This window comes from Thalassospira xianhensis MCCC 1A02616, from assembly GCF_003326475.1.
Classification (GTDB): Bacteria; Pseudomonadota; Alphaproteobacteria; order Rhodospirillales; family Thalassospiraceae; genus Thalassospira; species Thalassospira xianhensis.
Genome location: NZ_JPWA01000052.1, coordinates 1 through 21,368 on the forward strand (window position 1 = coordinate 1; position 21,368 = coordinate 21,368).

A 21,368-nucleotide genomic window follows, 5' to 3' on the forward strand; every position below is an offset into this window, starting at 1 on the left:
GCAGCCGTCGCCAGCGCCCCGGAAGCCGCCGTTGCCAGTGCACATGACGGTTATCAGGGCGGTGCATCGATTGACGAAATTCCGGCCGAACGTTTTGCCGCAACCGGCAGCGCACAGCAACCGGAACTGAGCAATCAGCCGGCGTCCGATACCGGTTCAATCGAACTGGGCCAGACCGTTCTGAAGCCGAAGCCGGTTTCGCGTCCGGCACAGCATTTCACCCCGGCCGAAAAGCCGAAAGAAAACGGTGACATGGCCTTTATTCCGCCGCGTCCGGCCCGCCCGAGCGATGCAGAACAAAACCACAGCCCGGATGTGTTCGAAGCAGCAGATGCCCAGAACGCAACCCCGCCGCGCTTTGGCCTGCGGACCCTGTTTGGCAAAAACAAGGGTGGACACGACGATCATGGGGAACAGTCTCACCACGCAGCACCGCGTCAGGCACATCCGCAGCCGCAGGCTCCGGCACCGCGCCAGACCGAAATGTCGCTTGGCGAGACCGCAAACCACTCCTTGAAGGCGGATCCAGCTTCCCGCGTCAAGACGTCGAATGCGTCTGACGACCTTCTGGAAATCCCAGCCTTCCTGCGTCGTCAGGCCAACTGACGACATTCTCCGCGCGAAAAAGGGGAAGGCTTTGGCCTTCCCCTTTTTTTAAATGCGGAACCTGTACGTGAAACCCTCGGAACATTGTAATCCGAAATTGTATTTTTCCGGTCTTTCGAAATTAATTTTATATTTTTCAATACGTTAAGTCGCTTACAAAGCGTAACAAAGAGTGATTTGTCCTCTTGTCACAGTATCTGTAGGGTCTGACACTAAGAAATGGGGTTAACACCCCGATGCGCCTGACATAGCGCATTTGATGAATAACTTACTGACCTGACTCTTCTGGGGGTTCCCGTGAATAAGATTACAGACCTCAGCGCGGCCTTTACGTCTTCGGACATATCCGATCAGGATATCGTACGCCAGCGCACCCTTAAAGCATCGATCGGCTGTGCCGGTGTCGGGCTGCATTCAGGTCATAAAATCCGCATTACCCTGCACCCTGCATCTGAAAATCACGGTATCGTATTCCGCCGCGTGGATCTGGATGGCCAGCCGCTGTTTCCGGCACGTTACGATGGCGTGATCGATACCCAGCTTTGCACCTGCCTTGGCGACCGCGATGCCGGGATCAAGATTGGCACGATTGAACATCTGATGGCGGCCCTCGCCGGTAGCCGCATAGACAACGTTCTGATCGATATCGATGCCGACGAAGTGCCGGTCATGGATGGCAGTTCCGCACCGTTCAACTTCCTGATCGATTGTGTCGGGATCGAGGAACAGGACGCACCGCGTCAGGTGATCGAGGTCCTGAAACCGGTTGAAGTCGAATATAAGGGCTGCACCGCACGGATCGAACCGGGTCATGGCTTTGAAGTCGATTTCGAAATCGACTTCGCCAGCAAGGCAATCAACAACCAGCGCATGTCGGTGAAATTCGATGATGGCGTGTTTGTTGCCAATATTGCGCGCGCCCGTACTTTTGGCTTCCTTCACGAAGTCGAAGCCATGCGGTCGATGGGCTTGGCACGCGGCGGTTCACTTGACAATGCGGTTGTGCTTTCGGGTGACGAAGTCATGAACGAGGAAGGTCTTCGTTATGATGACGAGTTCGTCCGCCACAAGATTCTTGATGCCCTTGGCGATCTTTACACCGCCGGCAAGCAATTGCAGGGCAAGGTCACGGCGTACAAGTCCGGGCATCATGTCAACAACCTGCTTTTGAAAGCGCTGTTTGCCGATGCAAGCGCATGGCGTGTTGCACCGATGCGCAAATCTGCCCTTCATGCGGTTGAAACGCCCGTTCTTGCAACGGCTTGAGCCGATCCTGTGAACAGGTCTTATCTACATAAGCGGTCCTTCGGGGCCGCTTTTTTGTTGTGTTTTGCAACCACGGTTTGCACAGTGGCAATTACAATTTCGTCAGGGCACCAGAAAAGTACCTGCAAAGGGCACACAACTACTTGCCCTATGCCCATACCGGCATGATATAGTCCGGCAAATTTCCACCTGAATGCGTCACAAAGCTTAAGGAAACGTCACAGTGCTTCGTAAGGCTTCCGCCAAGAATGTTATTGCTGCTTGTGGTCTGGCCCTGCTTCTTGCGGCCTGCTCCAGCGACGACAAACCGGAATATGTCGAACGCCCGGTTTCCGAACTTTACAATGGCGCGCAGGACCTTCTGGATGCCAAGGAATATCAGAAAGCCGCCGAGGCATTTGACGAAGTCGAACGTCAGCACCCCTATTCGGTATGGGCAACCAAGGCGACGCTGATGTCGGCCTATGCCTATTATCAGGACAACAAATATGACGATGCGATCACCGCGATTGATCGCTTCATCTCGTTGCATCCGGCCAACCCGGATGTGCCGTATGCCTATTACCTCAAGGCGCTGTCCTATTACGAACAGATTTCCGACGTCGGCCGCGATCAGCAGATGACACAGCATGCAATGGATTCACTTGATGACGTGATCCGCCGTTTCCCCGACAGCCAGTATGCGCGCGATGCGAAACTGAAAAAGGATCTGACGGTCGACCACCTTGCCGGCAAGGAAATGAGTGTTGGCCGTTATTATCAGGATCGCGGCGAATATCTGGCGGCGATCAACCGGTTCAAATCGGTTCTGGATAAATACCAGACCACCACCCATGTGCCCGAGGCACTCGCCCGTCTGACCGAAAGCTATCTGGCACTTGGTCTTGAGGGTGAAGCCAAACGCACGGCATCAGTTCTGGGCCACAACTTCCCCGGCAGCCCCTGGTATGAAGATTCATACGATCTTCTGGTTGGTGATGGCCTGAACACCCGCGAGAGCGAAAGCTGGTGGCATTCGACCACCACCGCACTCGGTGACTGGTTCTGATTCTTGCCGCGTCGCGTGACTTAGAGCACGAGAACGCATCGAGAACACCTATTTCTTGTCAGTTGTTTTTCAACATTTTTCGCTCTTTCCTGCGGCACACAGGTATGCCTCGAATTTTGCGCTCTGCCAAAGCTTGCAAGGCGCGCTGCGATTGGGCACTCTGCTTGTCGCGACGTCGCCTGACGGGCACCATCGCACCTGTTTTAACAATGTCAGTATCCCGCAATGCTTCGACGGCTTAGCATCCGAAATGTTGTTCTGATCGACAAGCTGGACCTTGATTTCCGCGACGGGCTTAGTGTGCTTACCGGGGAAACCGGTGCGGGGAAATCGATCCTTCTCGACTCATTGGGTCTGGCACTTGGTGCGCGTGCCGATAGCGGCCTTGTCCGTCATGGTACGGATAAATGCAGCGTCACCGCGACCTTCACCCTGCCCGCCGGTCATCCGGTTTACGGGCTTCTGGCCGAACAGGATATCGAGGTTGAAGACGACGAACTGGTCGTGCGCCGCGTTGTCACCTCGGACGGACGGTCGCGCGCCTATGTCAATGATCAGTCGGTTTCAGTCGGACTTTTGCGCGATGTCGGCAATTACTGCGTTGAAATTCAGGGACAGTTTGACCAGCACGGATTATTGGACCCGACAACCCACCGCGCGACCCTTGATGCCCATGGAAATCTTGGCAGTCTTGCCCTTGCGGTACGGGATCAGTGGCGCGCATGGCGCGACACGCAAAAGGAACTGACTGCGGCCACCAACCGGATCAACAAGGCGCGCGAAGAAGAAGAATGGCTGCGCCATGCGGTTGACGAGCTTGAAAAGCTTGGCCCCGAAGAAGGCGAGGAAGAACGCCTTGCCGAGGAACGCCAGTTTCTGATGCATGGGGAAAAGCTTGTCGCGGCCCTTAACGATGCCGAAAGCGAACTTTCGCGGGGCAAAGGGGCCGAAAGTGCACTTCGCAGTGCGCAGCGCCATCTTGAACGCGAATTGCAAAAGGCCGAAGGCCGGTTCGAACCGATTATCGAGGCACTGGACCGGGCCGCGATCGAGCTTGAAGAAGCATCGCGTGCGATATCGGTTACCCTTGCCGATCTGAATGTCGATACCGGACAGCAGGAAAATGTCGAGGAACGGCTTTTTGCGCTGCGCGCGGCGGCCCGCAAATACAATGTGCCGGTCGATGGGCTGAATGGCCTGATGAAGGATTACCGCAGCCAGATCGATCAGCTTGAATTCGGTGAAAAGGAACTGTCGCGCCTGACGGCTGCGGTCGCCGAACACCGCGCGGCCTTTATTGATGCCGCGCAAAAGCTTCACGGTGCGCGCAAAGCCGCCGCCGAAACGCTTGATACCGCGATCAATGCCGAACTGCCGCCGCTTCGTATGGAAAAGGCGCGCTTTGTCACCGACATTGCCGAGCTGGAAGAAAACGAATGGGGCATCGACGGGATCGACCGCATTCAGTTCATGGTCGCCACCAACCCCGGCAGTCCGGCCGGACCACTGAACAAAATCGCATCCGGAGGCGAGCTTTCGCGCTTCCTGCTTGCGCTTAAGGTGGTTCTGGCGCGTGTTTCTGCCGTGCCAAGCCTTGTATTTGACGAAGTCGACAGTGGTGTTGGCGGAGCGACGGCGGCTGCGATTGGCGAACGCCTGCATTTGCTGGCCGAAGAACGCCAGATCCTTGTCATCACGCACAGCCCGCAGGTTGCCGCCCGCGGACGCACCCATTTCAACATTGCCAAAAGCGAAAATGACGGCAGCATGGTAACCCGTGTGAACGAGCTGGTTGATGGTGCCCGGCGCGAGGAAATCGCGCGGATGCTGGCCGGACATTCGATCACCGCCGAAGCCCGTGCTGCGGCAGACAGCCTGTTAGACCAACCCCGCTAGAACGTTTGCGCGGGGTCATCCCCACTGCCCGTTCCAGCCTCTTAAATACGGATAAAAAGAAATATGAGCGCCGAACAAGGGTCAACCTCGTCCATTGTCCCCGAGATGCCCGAAACCCGGACCGAGGCAGGCCAGCAACATGCCGAAATTTCCGACCGTATTCGCGGCTTTAACGAAGCGTATTATATCAATGACGAACCGCTGGTTCCCGATGCGGAATACGACGCGCTGTTCAATCGCCTGATCGAACTTGAGGCGCGCTATCCGACGCTCAAGAAAAACAGCCCGACACAGGAAGTTGGTGCCGCACCGGCCGATGGTTTTGCCAAAATCAAGCATGCGCGTCCGATGCTGTCGCTTGCCAACGCATTCTCGCGCGAGGACATTGTTGATTTCCTGGCCCGTATTCGCCGGTTCCTGAACCTGACAGCACATAGTCCGGTCGAAATCGTTGGTGAACCCAAGATCGATGGTCTGTCGCTGTCGCTGCGTTATGAAAACCGCGAACTGGTCAGTGCGGCAACGCGTGGCGACGGGACAGAGGGCGAAGACGTGACCGCCAATGTCACCCATATTACCGATATCCCAAAAACCCTGCCAGAAGATGCGCCGGCCGATGTCGTTGAAATCCGTGGCGAGGTTTATATGGCGCGTTCGGCCTTCCAGAAGCTGAATGAAACGCAGGCCGAAACCGGTGGCAAAACATTTGCCAATCCACGCAATGCCGCCGCCGGGTCGCTTCGCCAGCTTGACCCGACCATCAGCGCCAAACGTCCGCTGCGTTTCTTTGCCTATAGCTTTGGGGAACTTTCTGAAAGCCTTGCCCAGACGCATTGGGATTTCATCAGCAAGATCAAAGGCTGGGGCTTTGTGACCAATCCCCACACAACGCTTTTGCACAATACCGACGAGATCATGGCCTTCTACGAGGAACTCGGCAATCAGCGCGCCGAACTCGATTACGACATCGACGGCATTGTCTATAAGGTCAACGACTTCGAATTGCAGTTGCGGCTTGGCTTTGTCAGCCGGTCACCACGCTGGGCGATTGCCCATAAATTCCCGGCGGAACAGGCCCGCACCCGTGTCAAGGCGATTGATATCCAGGTTGGCCGTACCGGCGCATTAACCCCGGTTGCGCGGCTTGAACCCGTGACGGTGGGCGGTGTTGTGGTATCCAACGCGACCCTTCATAACCGCGATGAAATCGAACGGCTGGGCGTGCAGGTCAATGACCTTGTTGTTATCCAGCGTGCTGGTGATGTCATCCCGCAGGTGGTCGAGGTTATTGTCGATGAACGCCCCGATGATGCCGTGCCCTATCACTTCCCGGAAACCTGCCCGAAATGCGGCAGCCATGCCATACGCGAAGAAGGCGAAGCCGTCACACGGTGCAGCGGCGGGTTGATCTGCCCTGCGCAGGCAGTCGAACGTCTTAAGCATTTTGTATCGCGTAATGCGTTCGACATCGAAGGCATGGGCGGCAAACATATCGAGGCGTTCTTTGACCTTGGCTGGGTCCAGTCACCGGCCGATATTTTCCGGATCGAGGAAAAGCACGGTGATGCCCTTCGCAAGCTTGAAGGCTGGGGCGATAAATCGGCCGAAAAACTGTTTGCCAGCATCAATGAACGGCGTACGGTGCCGCTGGACAGGTTTATCTATGCCCTTGGTATCCGCCAGATAGGGCAGGCCACCGCAAAGCTTCTGGCCCGGCATTACGGATCGATCGCGGAATGGCGCACGGCAATGAATGATGCCGGAACGCCCGATAGTGATGCGTTGCGCGACCTGATCAATATCGACCAGATCGGCCCTAGTGTGGCCCATGACCTGATTGAATTCATGGCAGAAGAACATAACCGAGATGTTCTTGATGACCTTCAGGCCGTTCTGACCATCGAAGATGTCGAAGCCCCGCAGGTTACAGACAGCCCCGTTAGCGGCAAAACGGTTGTCTTTACCGGCAAGCTGGAACTGTTTTCGCGCAACGAGGCCAAGGTCAAGGCCGAAAGTCTTGGCGCGAAAGTGGCCGGTTCCGTTTCAGCGAAAACAGATTTTCTGGTTGCAGGACCGGGTGCGGGATCCAAATTAAAGAAAGCAGAAGAATTAGGTGTTACTGTTTTGGATGAACAAGGATGGCTTGATCTGATCGCAGAATGATCAGCACGGGCATAGCGGAAGGAAAACGTATCCGATGGAAGACCTGGGCAGCTTTTTTCGCCGCTATGTCGATGCACATCTTAAATTCGAAGCAGACGCCCTTGACGCGTTTTACAATTTCCCGTGCCTGATCAATGACCTGATGGGTGTACATGCCATCGGCTCGGTAGAGGATCTGCATAAATACAATGAGTCGTTCTTTGACGAACTGAAAAACGCCGATCTGGCCATGGCCAAATCGATGCTGGTCGAACAGCATTCCGCCCTGCCCGGCGGATCGCGCGCCATTGTGTCCTTCCGGTTCGGCAATTCGGAAAACAATCTGATCTTTGATTGTGATTATGCCTTTGCCCTGCTCAAACAGGATGAGACATGGAAGATCGTTTTCGCCCAGCTTGATGAAATCCGCTATAGCGACCTTTACTGACACATCAGGGGCCGATATGCCTGCCGCACCTTTCGTCCGTGCAGCCTGCCTGAGCGTTGCGATCTGGGCGACGTTATCTGCCCCTGTCCATGCCGATCCCGATTTTGACGAGCTGGTCGGCAAGGCGCGTGCCGTTGATGGCGATACGCTGGAATTCGGGTTCAAACGCGTCGATCTTTGGGGTGCGGATGCGCTGGAACGGTTTCAGAAATGCCTTGTGAATGGCCAGACCACCGCTTGTGGTGCGGATGCCTGGCAGGTCATCACCAATCTGATCGCCGCCGGGCCAATCACATGTAAGGTGCAGGGCAAGAACCGCTATCACCGAAATATGGCGATCTGTCGCAATGCCAATGGTCAGGATATCGGTCAGGGCCTGATTGCACGCGGTATGGCCGTGGCGCGAACCGATGAAATGCCGTCTTATGGTTCGGTTGAAAACAGTGCGCGGCAGAGCCGTGCCGGTGCATGGGCCGGACAGTTTATCGACCCGTTGCTATGGCGGCGCGGGGAACGGTTACCCGAACATCAGACAGAAGTCCGCCGCTGGCAACGTGACGAATAAGGGTCGCGATCAGGCGCCTTTACCCGCTACATCGGCTGCTGGTTCTTGGTCCGTGTCTGCCGCGTTGGCATCACCCGAACTACGACCGGTTGCCGAAAAGAACGGCCGGGCCAGCAACCGGCCAAGACCAGCCAGTGTGACGCCATTCTTGATCGACGCAACGCCGACAATAACCACAGCAAAGCCAAGCGCCTGTGGCGCTGTCAGGACCTCGCCCAGCAACAGCCACGCGGCAAAGAATGTCATGGCAGGCCCCGAAAGCGAAATCAGCGCGGCCTGCGTCGCGCCGATCCGCCGGATGCCTTCATAAAGAAGGAAGAACGGGATCACAGTGCAAAAGATCGAAATGCCCGCCGTCCACAAAACCCCGTCAAAATTCAGGTTCAGCGGCTTGGTCACAACCAGTTCATAGATGATCATCGATACACCGGCCATGGTATTGACCAGGGCAGCAAAATGCATTGACCCAATGACCGAAATCATCCGCTGCCCGAAATAAAGATAACAGGCATAAGTCAGGGCGGAGGCAAACGCGAGGGACGCCCCCAGCCAAAGCTGATCTGAAACAGCACCGATCCCGTTGGGGGCGAGAACAAGTACCAACCCGAAATAAGTGACTGCAAAGCAGACAAACTGGCGCAAGGGAGGAAGCCGCCACTTATGCAGGCATTCAAGGATCAGGACGATGGCCGGGAATGTGAAAAGCACGATCCGCGAGACGGTGACATCAATCACCGACACAGCGGTAAAGTCAAACAGGGCAGCGGCAAAGAACAGCCCGCCATATAGTGCGCCCCAGAGAATATCGACCGGCTTCATCGTGCGTTCACCCGGGCGGTGTTTGCCAAACAGATAAACACCGATCCAGAAAAACGGCATCGCGATCAGAAAACGCAACAGCAGCAAACCATCCACCGTCATGCCGGTTGCATAAACGTATTTCGCCAACAGCCCCTTCATCGCGAATGCAACAGTCGACAGCAATACAAGGGTCAGGGCCGAACCCGATGGCTTTGCCACGGATTTGGCATCTGCTGGCGCGGATGGCTTTGTCATTATTGTCTCCGGTCTCTCTCGACCTTAACTATCTGCCGCGCATAGCCATTATTCAATTCGAATTAAATGTTATCAGATATCAGGGTTTGCTATATCTAACAAAACATCCGCCGGTTCATATTCCTTCTGGATTGCAGATAAATGGACATCAAACAGCTTCGAAGCTTTGTTCACATTGCCGAACTTGGCAGCTTGTCGCGCGCAGCCGACCGGCTTAACCTGTCGCAACCAGCTCTTAGCCGGCAGCTTAACCTTCTGGAAGAAGCACTTGATACCCGCCTGCTGGAACGGACCGGGCGGGGCGTAAAACTGACCGAAGCCGGTCAGATGCTGGCCGAACGGGCACGGGTTATTCTCGGCGATCTCGCGCGGCTTGAGGCCGATCTGTCGGCCCGACGCAGCAAGGTGACCGGCCATGTTCATGTCGGTGTGCCGCCCAGTGCGGGGATTGTCATTACGGGCGCGCTGGTCGAAGCGTTGCGTGAACGCTATCCCGATCTGAACATCTCGATTGCCGAGGATTTGACAGGTGACGTGCAGGAAGGATTGTTATCAGGGCGGCTTGATATCGGCATCCTGCATGACGGCATGATATCACGCAGCCTGCATGCCGAACCATTGTGGCGCGAAGACCTGTTTCTGATTTCCCATCCGTCGCGCGTTGGCGAAGGCGAAACCGAAATTGCCTATGAAGATGTTCTGGCGCTGCCATTGATCATGCCAACCCCGAAACACGGGTTGCGCGCCAAGATGCAGGAAGCAGCATTTCGTGCCGGTCGCCCCCTGACCCCGGTGGTCGAAGCCGATGCCTTGCGGGTTCTGGTCGATCTGGTGCATCGCGATCTGGGCCATACGGTTTTGCCGCGAAGCTCTTTGGTGATGGAATTATCGACCGGGCGGCTCAAGGCACGGCGGATCGTCAATCCGCAATTGTCGCGCAAGGTGATGCTGTCCTGGCTTCAGGACCGCCCGCTCAGTACCGGGGCCAAGGCCGTGCTCGATACATTGCGCGATCTGGCGGGCACCATGCCGATGGCGGATAATTAAAAAAACAAAACCCCGGCACGAAGAACGTACCGGGGTTTGATGTAAAGGCTTTGAAGCCATCAGACCGGGGCTTCGGAATCAGATGATTTCTGCCACAGGTTCAGGCCACCATCGGTCGCGTATTTGTCGATTTCAGCCAGTTCCTCGGCACTAAATTCAAGATTTTTCAGGGCATCAAGGCTGTTATCAAGCTGTTCGACATGACGCGCCCCAATCAGGGCCGATGTGATTTCCGGGCGACGCAGCACCCATGCAATCGCCATCTGTGCCAGTGTCTGACCACGGCGTTTGGCAATTTCGTTCAGCGCCCGCACGCGGTTCAGATTGTCTTCGGACAGCATGCCGGACTGGAACGATCCTTCAAGGGCCGCACGGGAATTTTCCGGCACACCATTAAGGTATTTATTGGTCAAAAGCCCCTGCGCAAGCGGCGAAAAAGCAATACAGCCAATGCCAAGCTCGGACAGGGTATCAAGCAGTCCTTCGGTTTCGACCCAGCGGTTCAGCATCGAATAGGATGGCTGATGAATGACGCAGGGCGTGCCCAGATCGGACAGGATCGCCTGCGCCTTGCGGGTCATTTCAGCGGAATAGGACGAAATGCCGACATAAAGAGCCTTGCCCGAACGGACGATCTGATCGAGTGCGCCCATGGTTTCGGCAAGCGGTGTATTCGGATCAACGCGATGTGAATAGAAGATATCAACATAATCAAGCCCCATCCGCGACAGGCTTTGATCCAGACTTGAAATCAGATATTTGCGCGAACCCCACTCGCCAAATGGCCCCGGCCACATGCGGTAACCCGCCTTGGTTGAAATCACCAGCTCGTCACGATGGGATTTAAGGTCCTTTGCCAGCACCTTGCCAAAGTTTTCCTCGGCCGATCCGGGGGGCGGGCCATAGTTGTTGGCAAGATCGAAATGGATGACACCGCGATCAAAGGCACGCCGAATCATCGCGCGCTGCGTCTCAAAAACGTCAACACCGCCAAAATTCTGCCAAAGGCCCAGCGTGATCTGCGGCAGCATCAGGCCGCTTTTGCCCGACCGGTTATAGGTTGCATTGTTGTAACGTGCGGGATTGGCATTCCAGCCTTCTTCCACTGACGCCATTTATTCCTCCTGCTTATTTTCTTTTGGGGTCATGCCCGCAATTGAATCGATCCAATGTTTTATTCATAAGGCAAAAAGACCGCGCTGTCAGGCGTGTTAAAATGAAAAAACCACCCCGATATGTCGGGATGGTTTTGCAATGCGCCTTGCCTGAAGACCGAACTTACGCCACGCGTTTCTTGATCGGTGCCGTTGCCTTTTGCAGCCATTCAAGAAGATCTTCGTCAAGATCGTCGGCATACATGGCATAGACCTGTGCGTGGTAATCGTTCAGCCACTGCAATTCATCCTTGGTCATCAGTTCCGGATCAATCAGTTTGCGTTCAATCGGCGAGAAGGTCAGCGTTTCAAAGCCCAGCATCGGACGATCGGCCCCGACCGGGCCATCGACTTCGACAACCGCGATCAGGTTTTCAATCCGGATGCCATATTCGCCTTCCTTATAGAAACCCGGTTCGTTCGACAGGATCATGCCGGGTTTAAGCGCGATCTTGTTCGGGGCCTTGGAAATCCGTTGCGGACCTTCATGAACGCCAAGGTAACTGCCAACGCCATGCCCGGTGCCATGGTCGAAATCAAGCCCGGCTTCCCAAAGCGGCGCACGGGCAAGGGTATCAAGCTGCTGGCCGGTGGTGCCGACCGGGAAAATCGCACGCGCAAGGGCGATATGCCCCTTCAGCACACGGGTGAAGCGATCACGATGTTCCTGGGTCGGTTGCCCGATCACGGTGGTACGGGTGATATCGGTGGTCCCGTCCAGATATTGCCCGCCACTATCGATCAGGAAAATTTCGCCCGGTGACAATTTCCGATTGGTTTCGGGAGTATTGCGATAATGGCACAAAGCCCCGTTCGGGCCGCTGCCCGGGATGGTTTCAAAACTGGTATCGCGAAACATGGGGTCTTCGGCACGAAGTGCGAGAAGTTTGTCTGCCGCCATGCGTTCGTCAATGCTGCCATCGGCTGCGGCTTCTTCAAGCCATGCGAAATAGCGGATAATCTTTTCGCCGTCGCGCTTATGCGCTTTGCGCGATCCTTCGAGCTCGACCTCGTTCTTGCAAGCCTTGGGCAACGCCACCGGATCACGGCCGATCCGCATGGTTGCCCCGGCATCGGAAAGCTTCATGCGCAACCAGTCGGATGCGGTTGCCTCGTCCAGACGGACGGATTGATTACCCAACGCGCCAAGGGCTTCTTCCAGTTCGCCCGGTTGGCGGATGGTCGCATCGTTTTCAAGCCATTTGATGGTTTCAGCCGGAAATTTGCGTTCATCCATAAACAGATCAACCGATGCATCGCCATTGATGATGGCATATCCCAGCGGCAGCGGAATATGGGGCACATCGCCCCCCCGGATATTCAGAAGCCATGCGATGCTGTCGGGTGCGGAAATCACCGCACTGTCGCATTCGAGTTTTTCGAGCATTTCGGCAATCTGTTTGCGTTTTTCCGAGTTTGATTTACCGGCATGTTCCAAAAGATGCGGGCGTACAGGCGCAACCGGCATGGCGGGCTGTTTATGCCAGAGAATATCAATCGGATTGGGCTCGATTGCGACCAGTTCGGCACCAACACCCTCGCACGCACCACGCAGATGTTCGGCCTGCTGCACGGTATGCAGATGGGGGTCATAGGCCAGTTTCTGTCCGGATTTCAGATTGTCGTGAATCCAGCCGACAACCGGTTCATCGACCAGATGACGATATTCGTAAATGTCGCGGTTGACCTGCTGACGGACCTGAATGGTGTAACGACCATCGACAAACACGGCGGCCTTGTCGGCAAGCACCACGGCGGCCCCGGCAGATCCGGTAAAGCCGGTCAGCCACGCCAGACGTTCGGCACAGGCCGGAACATATTCGCCCTGATGTTCATCTGATCGCGGAACGACGAAGCCATCGACACCCTTGGCGGCAAGATATTTGCGAAGCGCTTCGATCCGGGCCGCGGCATCATAGCCATCCTTGGCATACAGAAATTCCGATTTGCGTTCATCGCGCAATACCAGCAGGGCCGATTTCAGATCATCGCCAAGCTTGCCTCCGACCAGATCAAGCCAGTCGGTTCGCGTATCGCCATTGGCACTGGCAATAACACCGTCAATCAGATCGACAATGGCAGTGACGTCCTTGTTGACGCCGTCACGTTCAAGCATGGCAGCAAGTTGGGTATCGCCGGGAAGGGTCATCAAAATCCTCGTTTCTGTGCGTGGGGCAGCATCCGACCAAAGCTATCTAAGGGTTTTCGCCGATCACTTGCAAGATGGAATGCCAGAAAACGTGGCAGGACACACCAATCGGACGACCGGTAAACTACACCGGCATTACGCCTATACCACCACATGCATGATGGGTATGAAAGCCCTGCAAGCTTCGCAATGCAAATTAAGAGATGTTTAATCTATTACAGGCGCGTGACAAAAAGATGGCCCGTCGGGACGTCAATTTGCAGGAGACCAAAACGGTGATCCGTTTTCCAATTACTGTCCAGAACGTTGTTCAATCGCGTCGTCGTCAGACGGCCTATGACGGTCTAGAGCGCCTCACCCTTACGGAACGAGCCGCGCTCGGCCTTGATACAGGCCCTGCCCTTCTGGCAGACGATGCTGAAAGCCATCATCGGGGTCAGACCCTTTCGATGGAAGCAACGGACAGGGAATAGGGATCAATCCCGCCCGCGAAGGTCTTTGATGCCATTGGACGAAGCGCAGGATCGAAGGTTCACGATCCTTGCGGTCTTTTTTGTCTTTCCCTCTGAGACGGCCCTGCTACTCCACAGCAGGGCCGTTTCTTTTTGACCAGAGCGTAAAAGCCGCGCCATAGTATCGCCCGACGTTGATTTTCGGGGAAACATCCATGACAAAAACCGTTCTGATCACCGGTGGATCACGCGGCATCGGCCGCGCCACCGCCATTCTGTGTGCGCAAAACGACTGGAACGTCGCCATCAGCTATGTCGGCAACAAGGAAAGTGCCGATGAAACCTGTGCGCTGTGCGAACGGGCCGGACGAACCGGCAATGTTTTCGCCCAGAAATGCGACGTGAAATACGAACAGGACGTCTTGGACCTGTTTCAGGCAACGCTTGACCGGTTCGGCACAATCGATGCGGTGGTCAATAATGCCGGGATCGTCGCCCCCAAAAGCGATCTGGCGGATATGAGCATCGAACGGATGAAATCGGTGTTTGATACCAATGTGCTGGGGGCCTATATCGTGGCCCGCGAAGCTGCACGCGCCCTGTCACATGCGGGCGGTTCAATCGTCAATGTATCCTCGATGGCCTCCAAACTGGGATCACCGGGCGAATATGTTGATTATGCTGGTTCCAAGGGCGCGATTGACACCCTGACGATCGGACTTTCCAAGGAACTTGGCCCCAAAGGCATTCGCGTCAATGCCGTGCGGCCGGGCATTATTGATACCGATATCCATGGCAGTGCCGGCCGACCGGAACGGGTTGCCGAACTTGGCCCGTTCTGCCCGCTGGGGCGCGCGGGCAAGGCAAACGAGGTCGCCAATCTGATCTACTGGCTGCTGTCAGATAGTGCATCCTATGTCACCGGGGCGCTGATTGATGTGGCGGGCGGGCGATAAGCCCGGCCGCAGACGGCCCTATCACCCCGACAATCACAAAAATGTCCTGCGGCATTTATGCATGACGGGCATTCCGCCAGCCGCGCATTTGCCGATATCAAAAACGCGGCCTGTCGATACAATTCCGGCGTTGTGTTCTTGTTGGAGCAACGCACATAAATGGACGACTTTTTCTGGTGGATCGTTCTGATCGGCTTTGCCGCACAGCTTGTTGATGGTGCGCTTGGCATGGCCTATGGCCTGACATCGACATCGCTTCTGATCAGCATCGGCCTGCCCCCGGCGCAAGCCAGTGCCACAGTGCACGCCGCCGAGGTTTTCACCACCGCCGTTTCCGGCACATCACATCATTTCGCGCGCAATGTTGACTGGAAAATGGTCAGGACACTGGCGATTGCCGGTTCCATCGGCGGCGCTGCCGGGGCGGCGTTGCTGTCATCGGGGATCGGGGAATATCTTGCGCCGTTTGTCGCCCTTTACCTAAGCGCACTGGGCGTTCTGGTCATTGCCAAGGCGGTGCGCAAGGTACAACCGCCTGCGGCCATGCGCGGGCTTGCCCCGCTTGGTCTGGTTGGCGGGTTCCTTGATGCGGTTGGCGGCGGCGGGTGGGGGCCGATCGTATCAAGCACGCTGGTCTATCGTGGCCATGCCGAACCGCACCGGATGCTGGGCACCTCGGCGGCATCGGAATTTTTCGTGACAGTGATGATCACCGTGACCTTTGCGGGGCATTTCGGACTGGAAAGTTTCGGGATGGCGGCACTGGCACTGGTGATCGGCGGCGTACCCGCCGCACCGCTTGCCGCCGTGCTTGTCCGCATCATACCCCACAAACCCCTGATGATCGCCGTCGGATTGCTGATCGTGATCCTTGGCGGGTTCGGGATTTACCGGTTTGTCAGTGCTTTGCTGGTGGCTTAGCCAACCACCAGCGTCGTCCATTCCTCGACCGGGAAACGCTTGACCAGCGACAGGCCAACATCGCGATAGGCCGACAGGACAAACTGTTCCTGATGGGACAGAAGCCCCGACAGTACCACATAACCACCTTCCGCCAACGTACCGCGCAGGTCGCGTGCCATATGGCGCAACGGGCGGGCAAGGATATTGGCACACACAATGTCGTAATAACCGGCATTGCGGATGCGCACGTCGCTAAAACCGTTGGAATGGATCGCGGTGACCAGATCGGTGATCTTGTTGATCCGGGCATTTTCACGGGCAACGCGCACCGATGCGGCATCAATATCAGCCATCATCACCGGGCAGCGCCATGTTTTGGCACATGCCATGCCCAGAATGCCGGACCCGCAGCCCATATCAAGCGCGTTGTAACGGTACGAATGTTTGGCGATCCAGTCGATTGCCGCAAGGCACCCCTTGGTCGTCTGGTGTTCACCAGAACCGAATGCCAGACCGGCATCGACCTGCAAACCGGTTTTGGCCACCGGAATACCGTCTTCCCAGTGCGAGCCATGGACATAGAACCGGCCAACCGAAATCGGCTTGAAGCTGCGCAGATTGTCGCTAACCCAGTCCTTGGGCTCGTAGGTGCCAAATTCGACCACCGGCACGTCGACACCGACCGCAGACGCCATCAATGATACGGCGGTTTCAACCGCGGTCTTGTCAAGATGATCACCCGAAAAGCCTTCGACCTTCCAGGGTGCAGTCGGATCGCCCGGCCGTTCGAAATGCGACAGGGCATCGCAATGCTCATACAACGCCTCGGCAAAGGCCGGGGCATATTTGCCATCAACCTCGAAGGTGAAATTATAGCAACGAACGGTTTCGGTCATATCGCTTCTCGCAAGATTGCGGCGGCCGTTTGACCGCACCAGAAATAATGTCCGGGCGGCTTAACCCGGCAGGATGAAACTGTCGACCACTTTCTTCGTGCCGACACCCTCGAAATGGATTTCAAGCTTGTTGCCATCGACCGCCTTCACGGTACCGGGGCCGAATTTGCGATGACGCACCGCATCGCCGACCTTGTATTTCGATGATTTCGAACTGGTGGTGTAGCTGGTTTCACCGTCCGGCTTTACATCAATCACGTTTTTGCGCACCCGGTCCTGCCATCCCGCGCTGGCAAACCGGCGCTCGCCGGTCCCGCCATAGGGGTTATAGCTTTCCGCCGGTTTATTATCCGCCCAGCTTGGCATTTTCATCCAGTCGTCGGCACCCCATGCACCGGGCGATACATTGCCACGATGATTGCCAAGGCCGGTGTCGCTGATGCGTTCGACATGCTCGTCCGGCAATTCATCGACAAAGCGTGACGGCAGGGCCGATTGCCACTGGTTATAAATCCGACGGTTGGCCGCATAGGAAACCGTGGCACGTTTGCGCGCACGCGTGATGCCGACATAGGCCAGACGACGTTCTTCCTCAAGTCCCTTGACGCCGCTTTCATCCATGGCGCGCTGATGGGGGAAAACGCCTTCTTCCCAACCGGGCAGGAAGACATAGTCAAATTCCAGCCCCTTGGCCGCATGCAGGGTCATGATGGTGACTTTTTCCTGATCGGCATTCTGTTCGTTTTCCATCACCAGCGACACATGCTCAAGGAAGCTGGTCAGGTTTTCAAACTCGCCAATCGCAGATACCAGTTCTTTGAGGTTCTCCAGACGGCCCGGCGCATCGATTTCCTTCGATGTCCGCCACATATCGGTATAGCCGCTTTCATCCAGAACCGTTTCAAGCACCGCCACATGCGATGTGGTTTCAAGCATTTCGCGCCAGCGTTTGAAATCGCCCAGCAATCCGCCAATCGCCTGACGCATTTTGGGTTTGAGTTCCTCGGTCCCGATCAGATCAAGGGCCGCCGCCGGAAGCGACACGGCCTGATCACGCGAATATTGATGCAGGGTTTGCAAGGTGGCCTTCCCCACCCCGCGCTTGGGCACATTGACGATGCGTTCAAACGCAAGGCTGTCATCGGGTTGGGCGACCATGCGGATATAAGCCAGCGCATCGCGGATTTCCTGACGTTCATAGAAACGCGGTCCGCCAACAACCCGGTACGGGATACCCAGCGTGATCAGCCGTTCCTCAAACTCGCGGGTCTGGAACCCGGCGCGGACAAGGATCGCCATCTGGGATGCACCGATGCCACGGCTTTGCAGGGCTTCGATATCCTCGCCAACCAGCCGCGCCTCGGCCTCGCCATCCCAGACACCTTTGACGAACACCTTTTCGCCGGTATCAAGTTCAGTCCAAAGCTCCTTGCCCAGACGACCATCGTTAAAGGTAATCAGCTTGGACGCCGCCGCCAGAATATGCGGGGTGGAACGATAATTCTGTTCCAGCCGAACAACCTTCGCACCGGGGAAATCGGACTCGAAACGCAGGATGTTGCCGACCTCGGCCCCACGCCAGCTATAGATCGCCTGATCATCATCACCGACACAGCAGATATTGCGATGAACCATCGCCAGCGCGCGCAGCCAAAGATATTGGGCCACGTTGGTATCCTGATATTCATCGACCAGAACATAGCGGAAGGTTTCCTGATAACGGCGCAGGATTTCCGGATGTTTCTGAAACAGGGTCAGGCAATGCAGCAAAAGATCGCCGAAATCGGCCGCATTCAGAACCGCCAGACGTTCCTGATAGATTTTATAAAGGTACTTGGCCCCGCCATTGGCGAACTCGACACTTTCATTGACCCGTTCGGGTGAAAGCCCCTTGTCCTTCCAGCGCTGGATGATCCCCATAAGCTGCTTGGCCGGCCATTTTTTCTGATCGATCTGTTCGGCATCCATGATCTGCTTAAGCAGGCGGACCTGATCATCGCTATCAAGGATCGTGAAGTTTGATTGCAGGCCGACCAATTCGGCATGGCGGCGCAACAGGCGGGCGGCCAGCGAGTGGAAAGTCCCCAGCCACCATCCTTCAACCGGACGGCCCAGCGCATGGGCGACACGTTCCTGCATTTCCTTGGCCGCGCGGTTGGTAAAGGTCACGGCAAGAATTTGCTGCGGATGCAGGCGCTCGGTCTGTCCCTTGGTTTCCAGCAGATGGGCAAGACGGGTCGTCAGAACGCGCGTTTTCCCTGTCCCGGCACCTGCCAGTACCAGCAACGGACCATCAAGCGTTTCGACCGCTTCGCGTTGCTCGGCATTCAGATTGGCAAGGTAATCGGGTGCGGGTGCGTCCTGAAGGCGCATTTCCGGGCTTGCGGCGAATTCATCGATTTCAAAGGGATCATCCATCATGTCGGGATATATAACATGCTCTGCAAACGGGGCCAGTATTGGCATTCAATCAAGTGGCGATATCGGGTTGCTTATTGTGCAACAAATCAGGAACGTCGACCAATTTTTTCCCTGAAAATATTTTTCCGCCTGCTTTTCTGCGCCAGTTTTTCCTGCGCCTTGCGTGAACAGTCATAACGACAATCACCACGCAAGGAGCCCCTGATGAGCGGCATCGACAGTCTGAGTGCCAGTCTTGCGCAAATATTTAGCCAAACACAGTCGACCGGTAGCAGCCAGTCTACCGAAAGCAGTAGCGGCGTAGAAGGCATCGGTGCCTTCGCCCTGACCAGCGCGCAAAGCACCGCCTCGACACAGGCGGTCGACGCGGTTTCGGAAATTGCTGCCAACGGACAGGGCAGCGTTGATCAGCTTTCCGATCAGATCAAAGCCATGCTGCTGGAAATGCAGGAAAGCACGGATACATCGGCCTCCGATGGCGATTTTGACGCGCAGCAACTGTTTAATGACCTTGATACCGATGATGACGGCACCCTGACCAAGGACGAATTCCTGGCAGGCAAACCCGACGATGTCAGCGATGAAATGGCTGAAAACCTGTGGTCCATGATGTCGGGAAGTGATGCTGAAAGCATTTCCCAAGACGATTACCTGACAAGCATGGCACCACCACCCGGTGCCACAACGGCCACGGCAACTGCGGACGAGAGCACGGGCAGTTCATCTGGTGGTGACAGTGCCGCAACATCCGATACCGAAAATTACGACCCGCTTGATACCAACGAAGACGGCATTGTCAGCCTTGCCGAACTGATGGCTGCCGCCCCGGCGGACGAAACCCCGTCTGCCAGCAGCCAGACCAGCAGCACAGGCGATGACGCCGCCACCGTCGGCAATGGCGCAACACCGTTCGACAACCGCCTGATGGCGCAGCTTATGGCGTAATTGACCATGTAACACCGGGTCTCTTCGACGAAGCGAGAACCCCAACCTGCCGCCGGCTCAGACATCAAACCGGCGGCCTTTTTTGCCTGTCACGTTCGGGAAAGACCCTAGAACAGCTTGGGCGGCGCATCACCGCGTTCTTCGCTTTGCAGTTCCAGAAGCGCGTTGTTATAGGCCATCATCGCGTCCTTTTCATGGACGAAACCGACCATCAGACGTTCTTCCTCGTTATTGATCACCGGCAGGTGCTCCTCGCCGGTCTGTTCCATCAGACGCACGGCCTTTTCGATGCTGTCAGTACGCAGCAGAACCGGCGGCTTGGATCGGGCGACCTGCCCTGCGGTGACTTCTTCGCCCATTTCCGGATCAAACGCCGCATGGCGCAAATCGGCCAGTGTGATCGTACCGTGCAACCGGCCATCATCATCAATCACAAACAGTTCGGAATAAGGCGCATTGATCAGCTTTTCGCGAATGGACGGCATCCCGTCGCCGAGCGGCACGGTCTGATATTCCGCCTTCATGATGTCGGCGACCTTCATCATGCGCAGCAAATTCATTTCCCGGCCCCAGCGGGTCGAAAGCCCCCGGCATTTAAGCTGCCAGGCAAAGAACGATCCGCCCTGGAACTGGTCCATCACAATTGATGCAATCACCGATGCCACCATCACCGCAATGGTCAGGGCATAGTCGCCGGTCAGTTCAAAGATGATCAGGGTTGTTGAAATCGGCGCGCCCAGCATGGCCGCCGCCACCGCCCCCATACCAACCAGTGTATAGGCCCCGTACCCCGATGAAAGATCGGGGAAAATCGCCGTTGCCGTCACCCCGAATGCCCCACCCAGCATCGCACCAAGGAAAAGGGCCGGACTGAAAATCCCGCCCGCAAAGCCCATGCCGATGCAGATCGCCACCATTGCGGCCTTCACGATCAGAAGCTGCACCAGAAATGACCAGCCATACGCCCCGTAAAGCGCATCATTCATCGCACCGTAACCAACGCCGACAATCTGCGGGAACTTGATCGCAACAATACCGATCACAAGCCCCGCCACGGCGGGTCGCAACCAGCCCGGAATTTTCGATGCCTTGGCCGCCATTTGCACAACCGGGATGGCACGTGTTACGCAAATCGCGGTGATCCCCGCCGCAATCCCCAAAAGCGCAAAGGCCGGAAATTCCAGAAACGACTGGATTTCGTTGGCCGGCAACAGAAAGGCAATGTCGCTGCCGAAATAAAGCCGGGTGATGATCGTACCGGTCACCGATGCCAGAACAATCGGTGCAAATGCGGTCAGGGCATAATGACCGAGGGCAACCTCGTGGGCAAACAATGCACCCGCCAGCGGCGCATTGAAAGACGCCGCAACCGCGGATGCCACGCCGCATCCAAGCAGGGTGCGCGCCGTGCTGCGCCG

General features: G+C 56.3%; 17 protein-coding genes and 1 pseudogene. 12 read left to right on the forward strand and 6 right to left on the reverse strand.

Annotated features, from left to right (window positions below; translation table 11 throughout):
• The 7 genes and pseudogenes from TH5_RS23695 to TH5_RS23725 all read left to right on the forward strand — a co-directional run.
• A pseudogene (locus tag TH5_RS23695) lies at positions 1-606 on the forward strand (cell division protein FtsZ); the annotation flags it as partial.
• 297 nt (positions 607-903) lie between these two features.
• Complete coding sequence (gene lpxC, locus TH5_RS23700) at positions 904-1,872, forward strand: UDP-3-O-acyl-N-acetylglucosamine deacetylase (RefSeq protein ID WP_114123945.1); 969 nt, start codon at positions 904-906, stop codon at positions 1,870-1,872.
• Between the two features lie 223 nt (positions 1,873-2,095).
• Positions 2,096-2,920: an outer membrane protein assembly factor BamD gene (locus TH5_RS23705; protein ID WP_114123946.1), complete on the forward strand. Its 825-nt coding sequence runs from the start codon at positions 2,096-2,098 to the stop codon at positions 2,918-2,920.
• A gap of 225 nt (positions 2,921-3,145) precedes the next feature.
• A complete protein-coding gene (recN, locus tag TH5_RS23710; protein WP_097053165.1) occupies positions 3,146-4,816 on the forward strand; it encodes a DNA repair protein RecN in 1,671 nt (556 codons plus the stop codon).
• A 93-nt stretch (positions 4,817-4,909) separates the two neighbouring features.
• Positions 4,910-6,979: an NAD-dependent DNA ligase LigA gene (gene ligA, locus TH5_RS23715; protein WP_385969618.1), complete on the forward strand. Its 2,070-nt coding sequence runs from the start codon at positions 4,910-4,912 to the stop codon at positions 6,977-6,979.
• Positions 6,980-7,013: 34 nt separating this feature from the next.
• On the forward strand, positions 7,014-7,406 hold the full coding sequence (locus TH5_RS23720; RefSeq protein WP_114123948.1) for a hypothetical protein: 393 nt from the start codon (positions 7,014-7,016) through the stop codon (positions 7,404-7,406).
• Between the two features lie 16 nt (positions 7,407-7,422).
• Entirely contained in the window at positions 7,423-7,971 is a 549-nt protein-coding gene (locus tag TH5_RS23725; protein WP_114123949.1) for a thermonuclease family protein, read from the forward strand.
• 9 nt (positions 7,972-7,980) lie between these two features.
• Here the strand turns inward: TH5_RS23725 and TH5_RS23730 are convergent, their stop codons facing one another.
• Complete coding sequence (locus tag TH5_RS23730) at positions 7,981-9,027, reverse strand: DMT family transporter (RefSeq protein ID WP_114123950.1); 1,047 nt, start codon at positions 9,025-9,027, stop codon at positions 7,981-7,983.
• A 141-nt stretch (positions 9,028-9,168) separates the two neighbouring features.
• Between TH5_RS23730 and TH5_RS23735 the strand changes: the two genes are divergently transcribed.
• Positions 9,169-10,074: a LysR family transcriptional regulator gene (locus TH5_RS23735; protein ID WP_037992114.1), complete on the forward strand. Its 906-nt coding sequence runs from the start codon at positions 9,169-9,171 to the stop codon at positions 10,072-10,074.
• Positions 10,075-10,133: 59 nt separating this feature from the next.
• Here TH5_RS23735 and mgrA read toward each other — a convergent pair whose 3' ends face one another.
• Complete coding sequence (gene mgrA, locus TH5_RS23740; RefSeq protein WP_114123951.1) at positions 10,134-11,189, reverse strand: L-glyceraldehyde 3-phosphate reductase; 1,056 nt, start codon at positions 11,187-11,189, stop codon at positions 10,134-10,136.
• Positions 11,190-11,352: 163 nt separating this feature from the next.
• Entirely contained in the window at positions 11,353-13,377 is a 2,025-nt protein-coding gene (locus TH5_RS23745) for an aminopeptidase P family protein (protein ID WP_114123952.1), read from the reverse strand.
• A 275-nt stretch (positions 13,378-13,652) separates the two neighbouring features.
• Here TH5_RS23745 and TH5_RS23750 point away from each other — a divergent pair, with 275 nt between their 5' ends.
• The 3 genes from TH5_RS23750 to TH5_RS23760 all read left to right on the forward strand — a co-directional run bounded on the left by TH5_RS23750 (position 13,653) and on the right by TH5_RS23760 (position 15,706).
• A complete protein-coding gene (locus tag TH5_RS23750; RefSeq protein WP_142994591.1) occupies positions 13,653-13,850 on the forward strand; it encodes a hypothetical protein in 198 nt (65 codons plus the stop codon).
• A 194-nt stretch (positions 13,851-14,044) separates the two neighbouring features.
• Positions 14,045-14,785 carry an SDR family oxidoreductase gene (locus TH5_RS23755; protein WP_114123953.1) on the forward strand — a complete coding sequence of 247 codons (741 nt, stop codon included), beginning with the start codon at positions 14,045-14,047 and terminating at the stop codon, positions 14,783-14,785.
• Positions 14,786-14,944: 159 nt separating this feature from the next.
• The gene (locus TH5_RS23760; protein ID WP_114123954.1) at positions 14,945-15,706 is read left to right on the forward strand and encodes a sulfite exporter TauE/SafE family protein; all 762 of its coding nucleotides are present in this window, start codon (positions 14,945-14,947) and stop codon (positions 15,704-15,706) included.
• Here TH5_RS23760 and TH5_RS23765 read toward each other — a convergent pair.
• Together TH5_RS23765 and TH5_RS23770 are read right to left on the reverse strand one after the other, a co-directional pair.
• Positions 15,703-16,584 (reverse strand): 50S ribosomal protein L11 methyltransferase, encoded by an 882-nt coding sequence (locus TH5_RS23765; protein ID WP_062947777.1) that lies wholly within the window; start codon positions 16,582-16,584, stop codon positions 15,703-15,705. The two genes, TH5_RS23760 and TH5_RS23765, sit on opposite strands and share 4 nt — an antisense overlap.
• 60 nt (positions 16,585-16,644) lie before the next feature.
• Complete coding sequence (locus TH5_RS23770; protein ID WP_063095137.1) at positions 16,645-19,002, reverse strand: ATP-dependent helicase; 2,358 nt, start codon at positions 19,000-19,002, stop codon at positions 16,645-16,647.
• Between the two features lie 207 nt (positions 19,003-19,209).
• Here TH5_RS23770 and TH5_RS23775 point away from each other — a divergent pair, with 207 nt between their 5' ends.
• Positions 19,210-19,950, forward strand: coding sequence for an EF-hand domain-containing protein (locus TH5_RS23775; protein WP_114123955.1), 741 nt, complete (start codon positions 19,210-19,212; stop codon positions 19,948-19,950).
• Positions 19,951-20,057: 107 nt separating this feature from the next.
• On the opposite strand, the gene TH5_RS23780 is transcribed toward TH5_RS23775, so the two are convergent.
• On the reverse strand, positions 20,058-21,368 hold a 1,311-nt coding region (locus TH5_RS23780), incomplete at its 5' end, for a chloride channel protein (protein WP_114123956.1).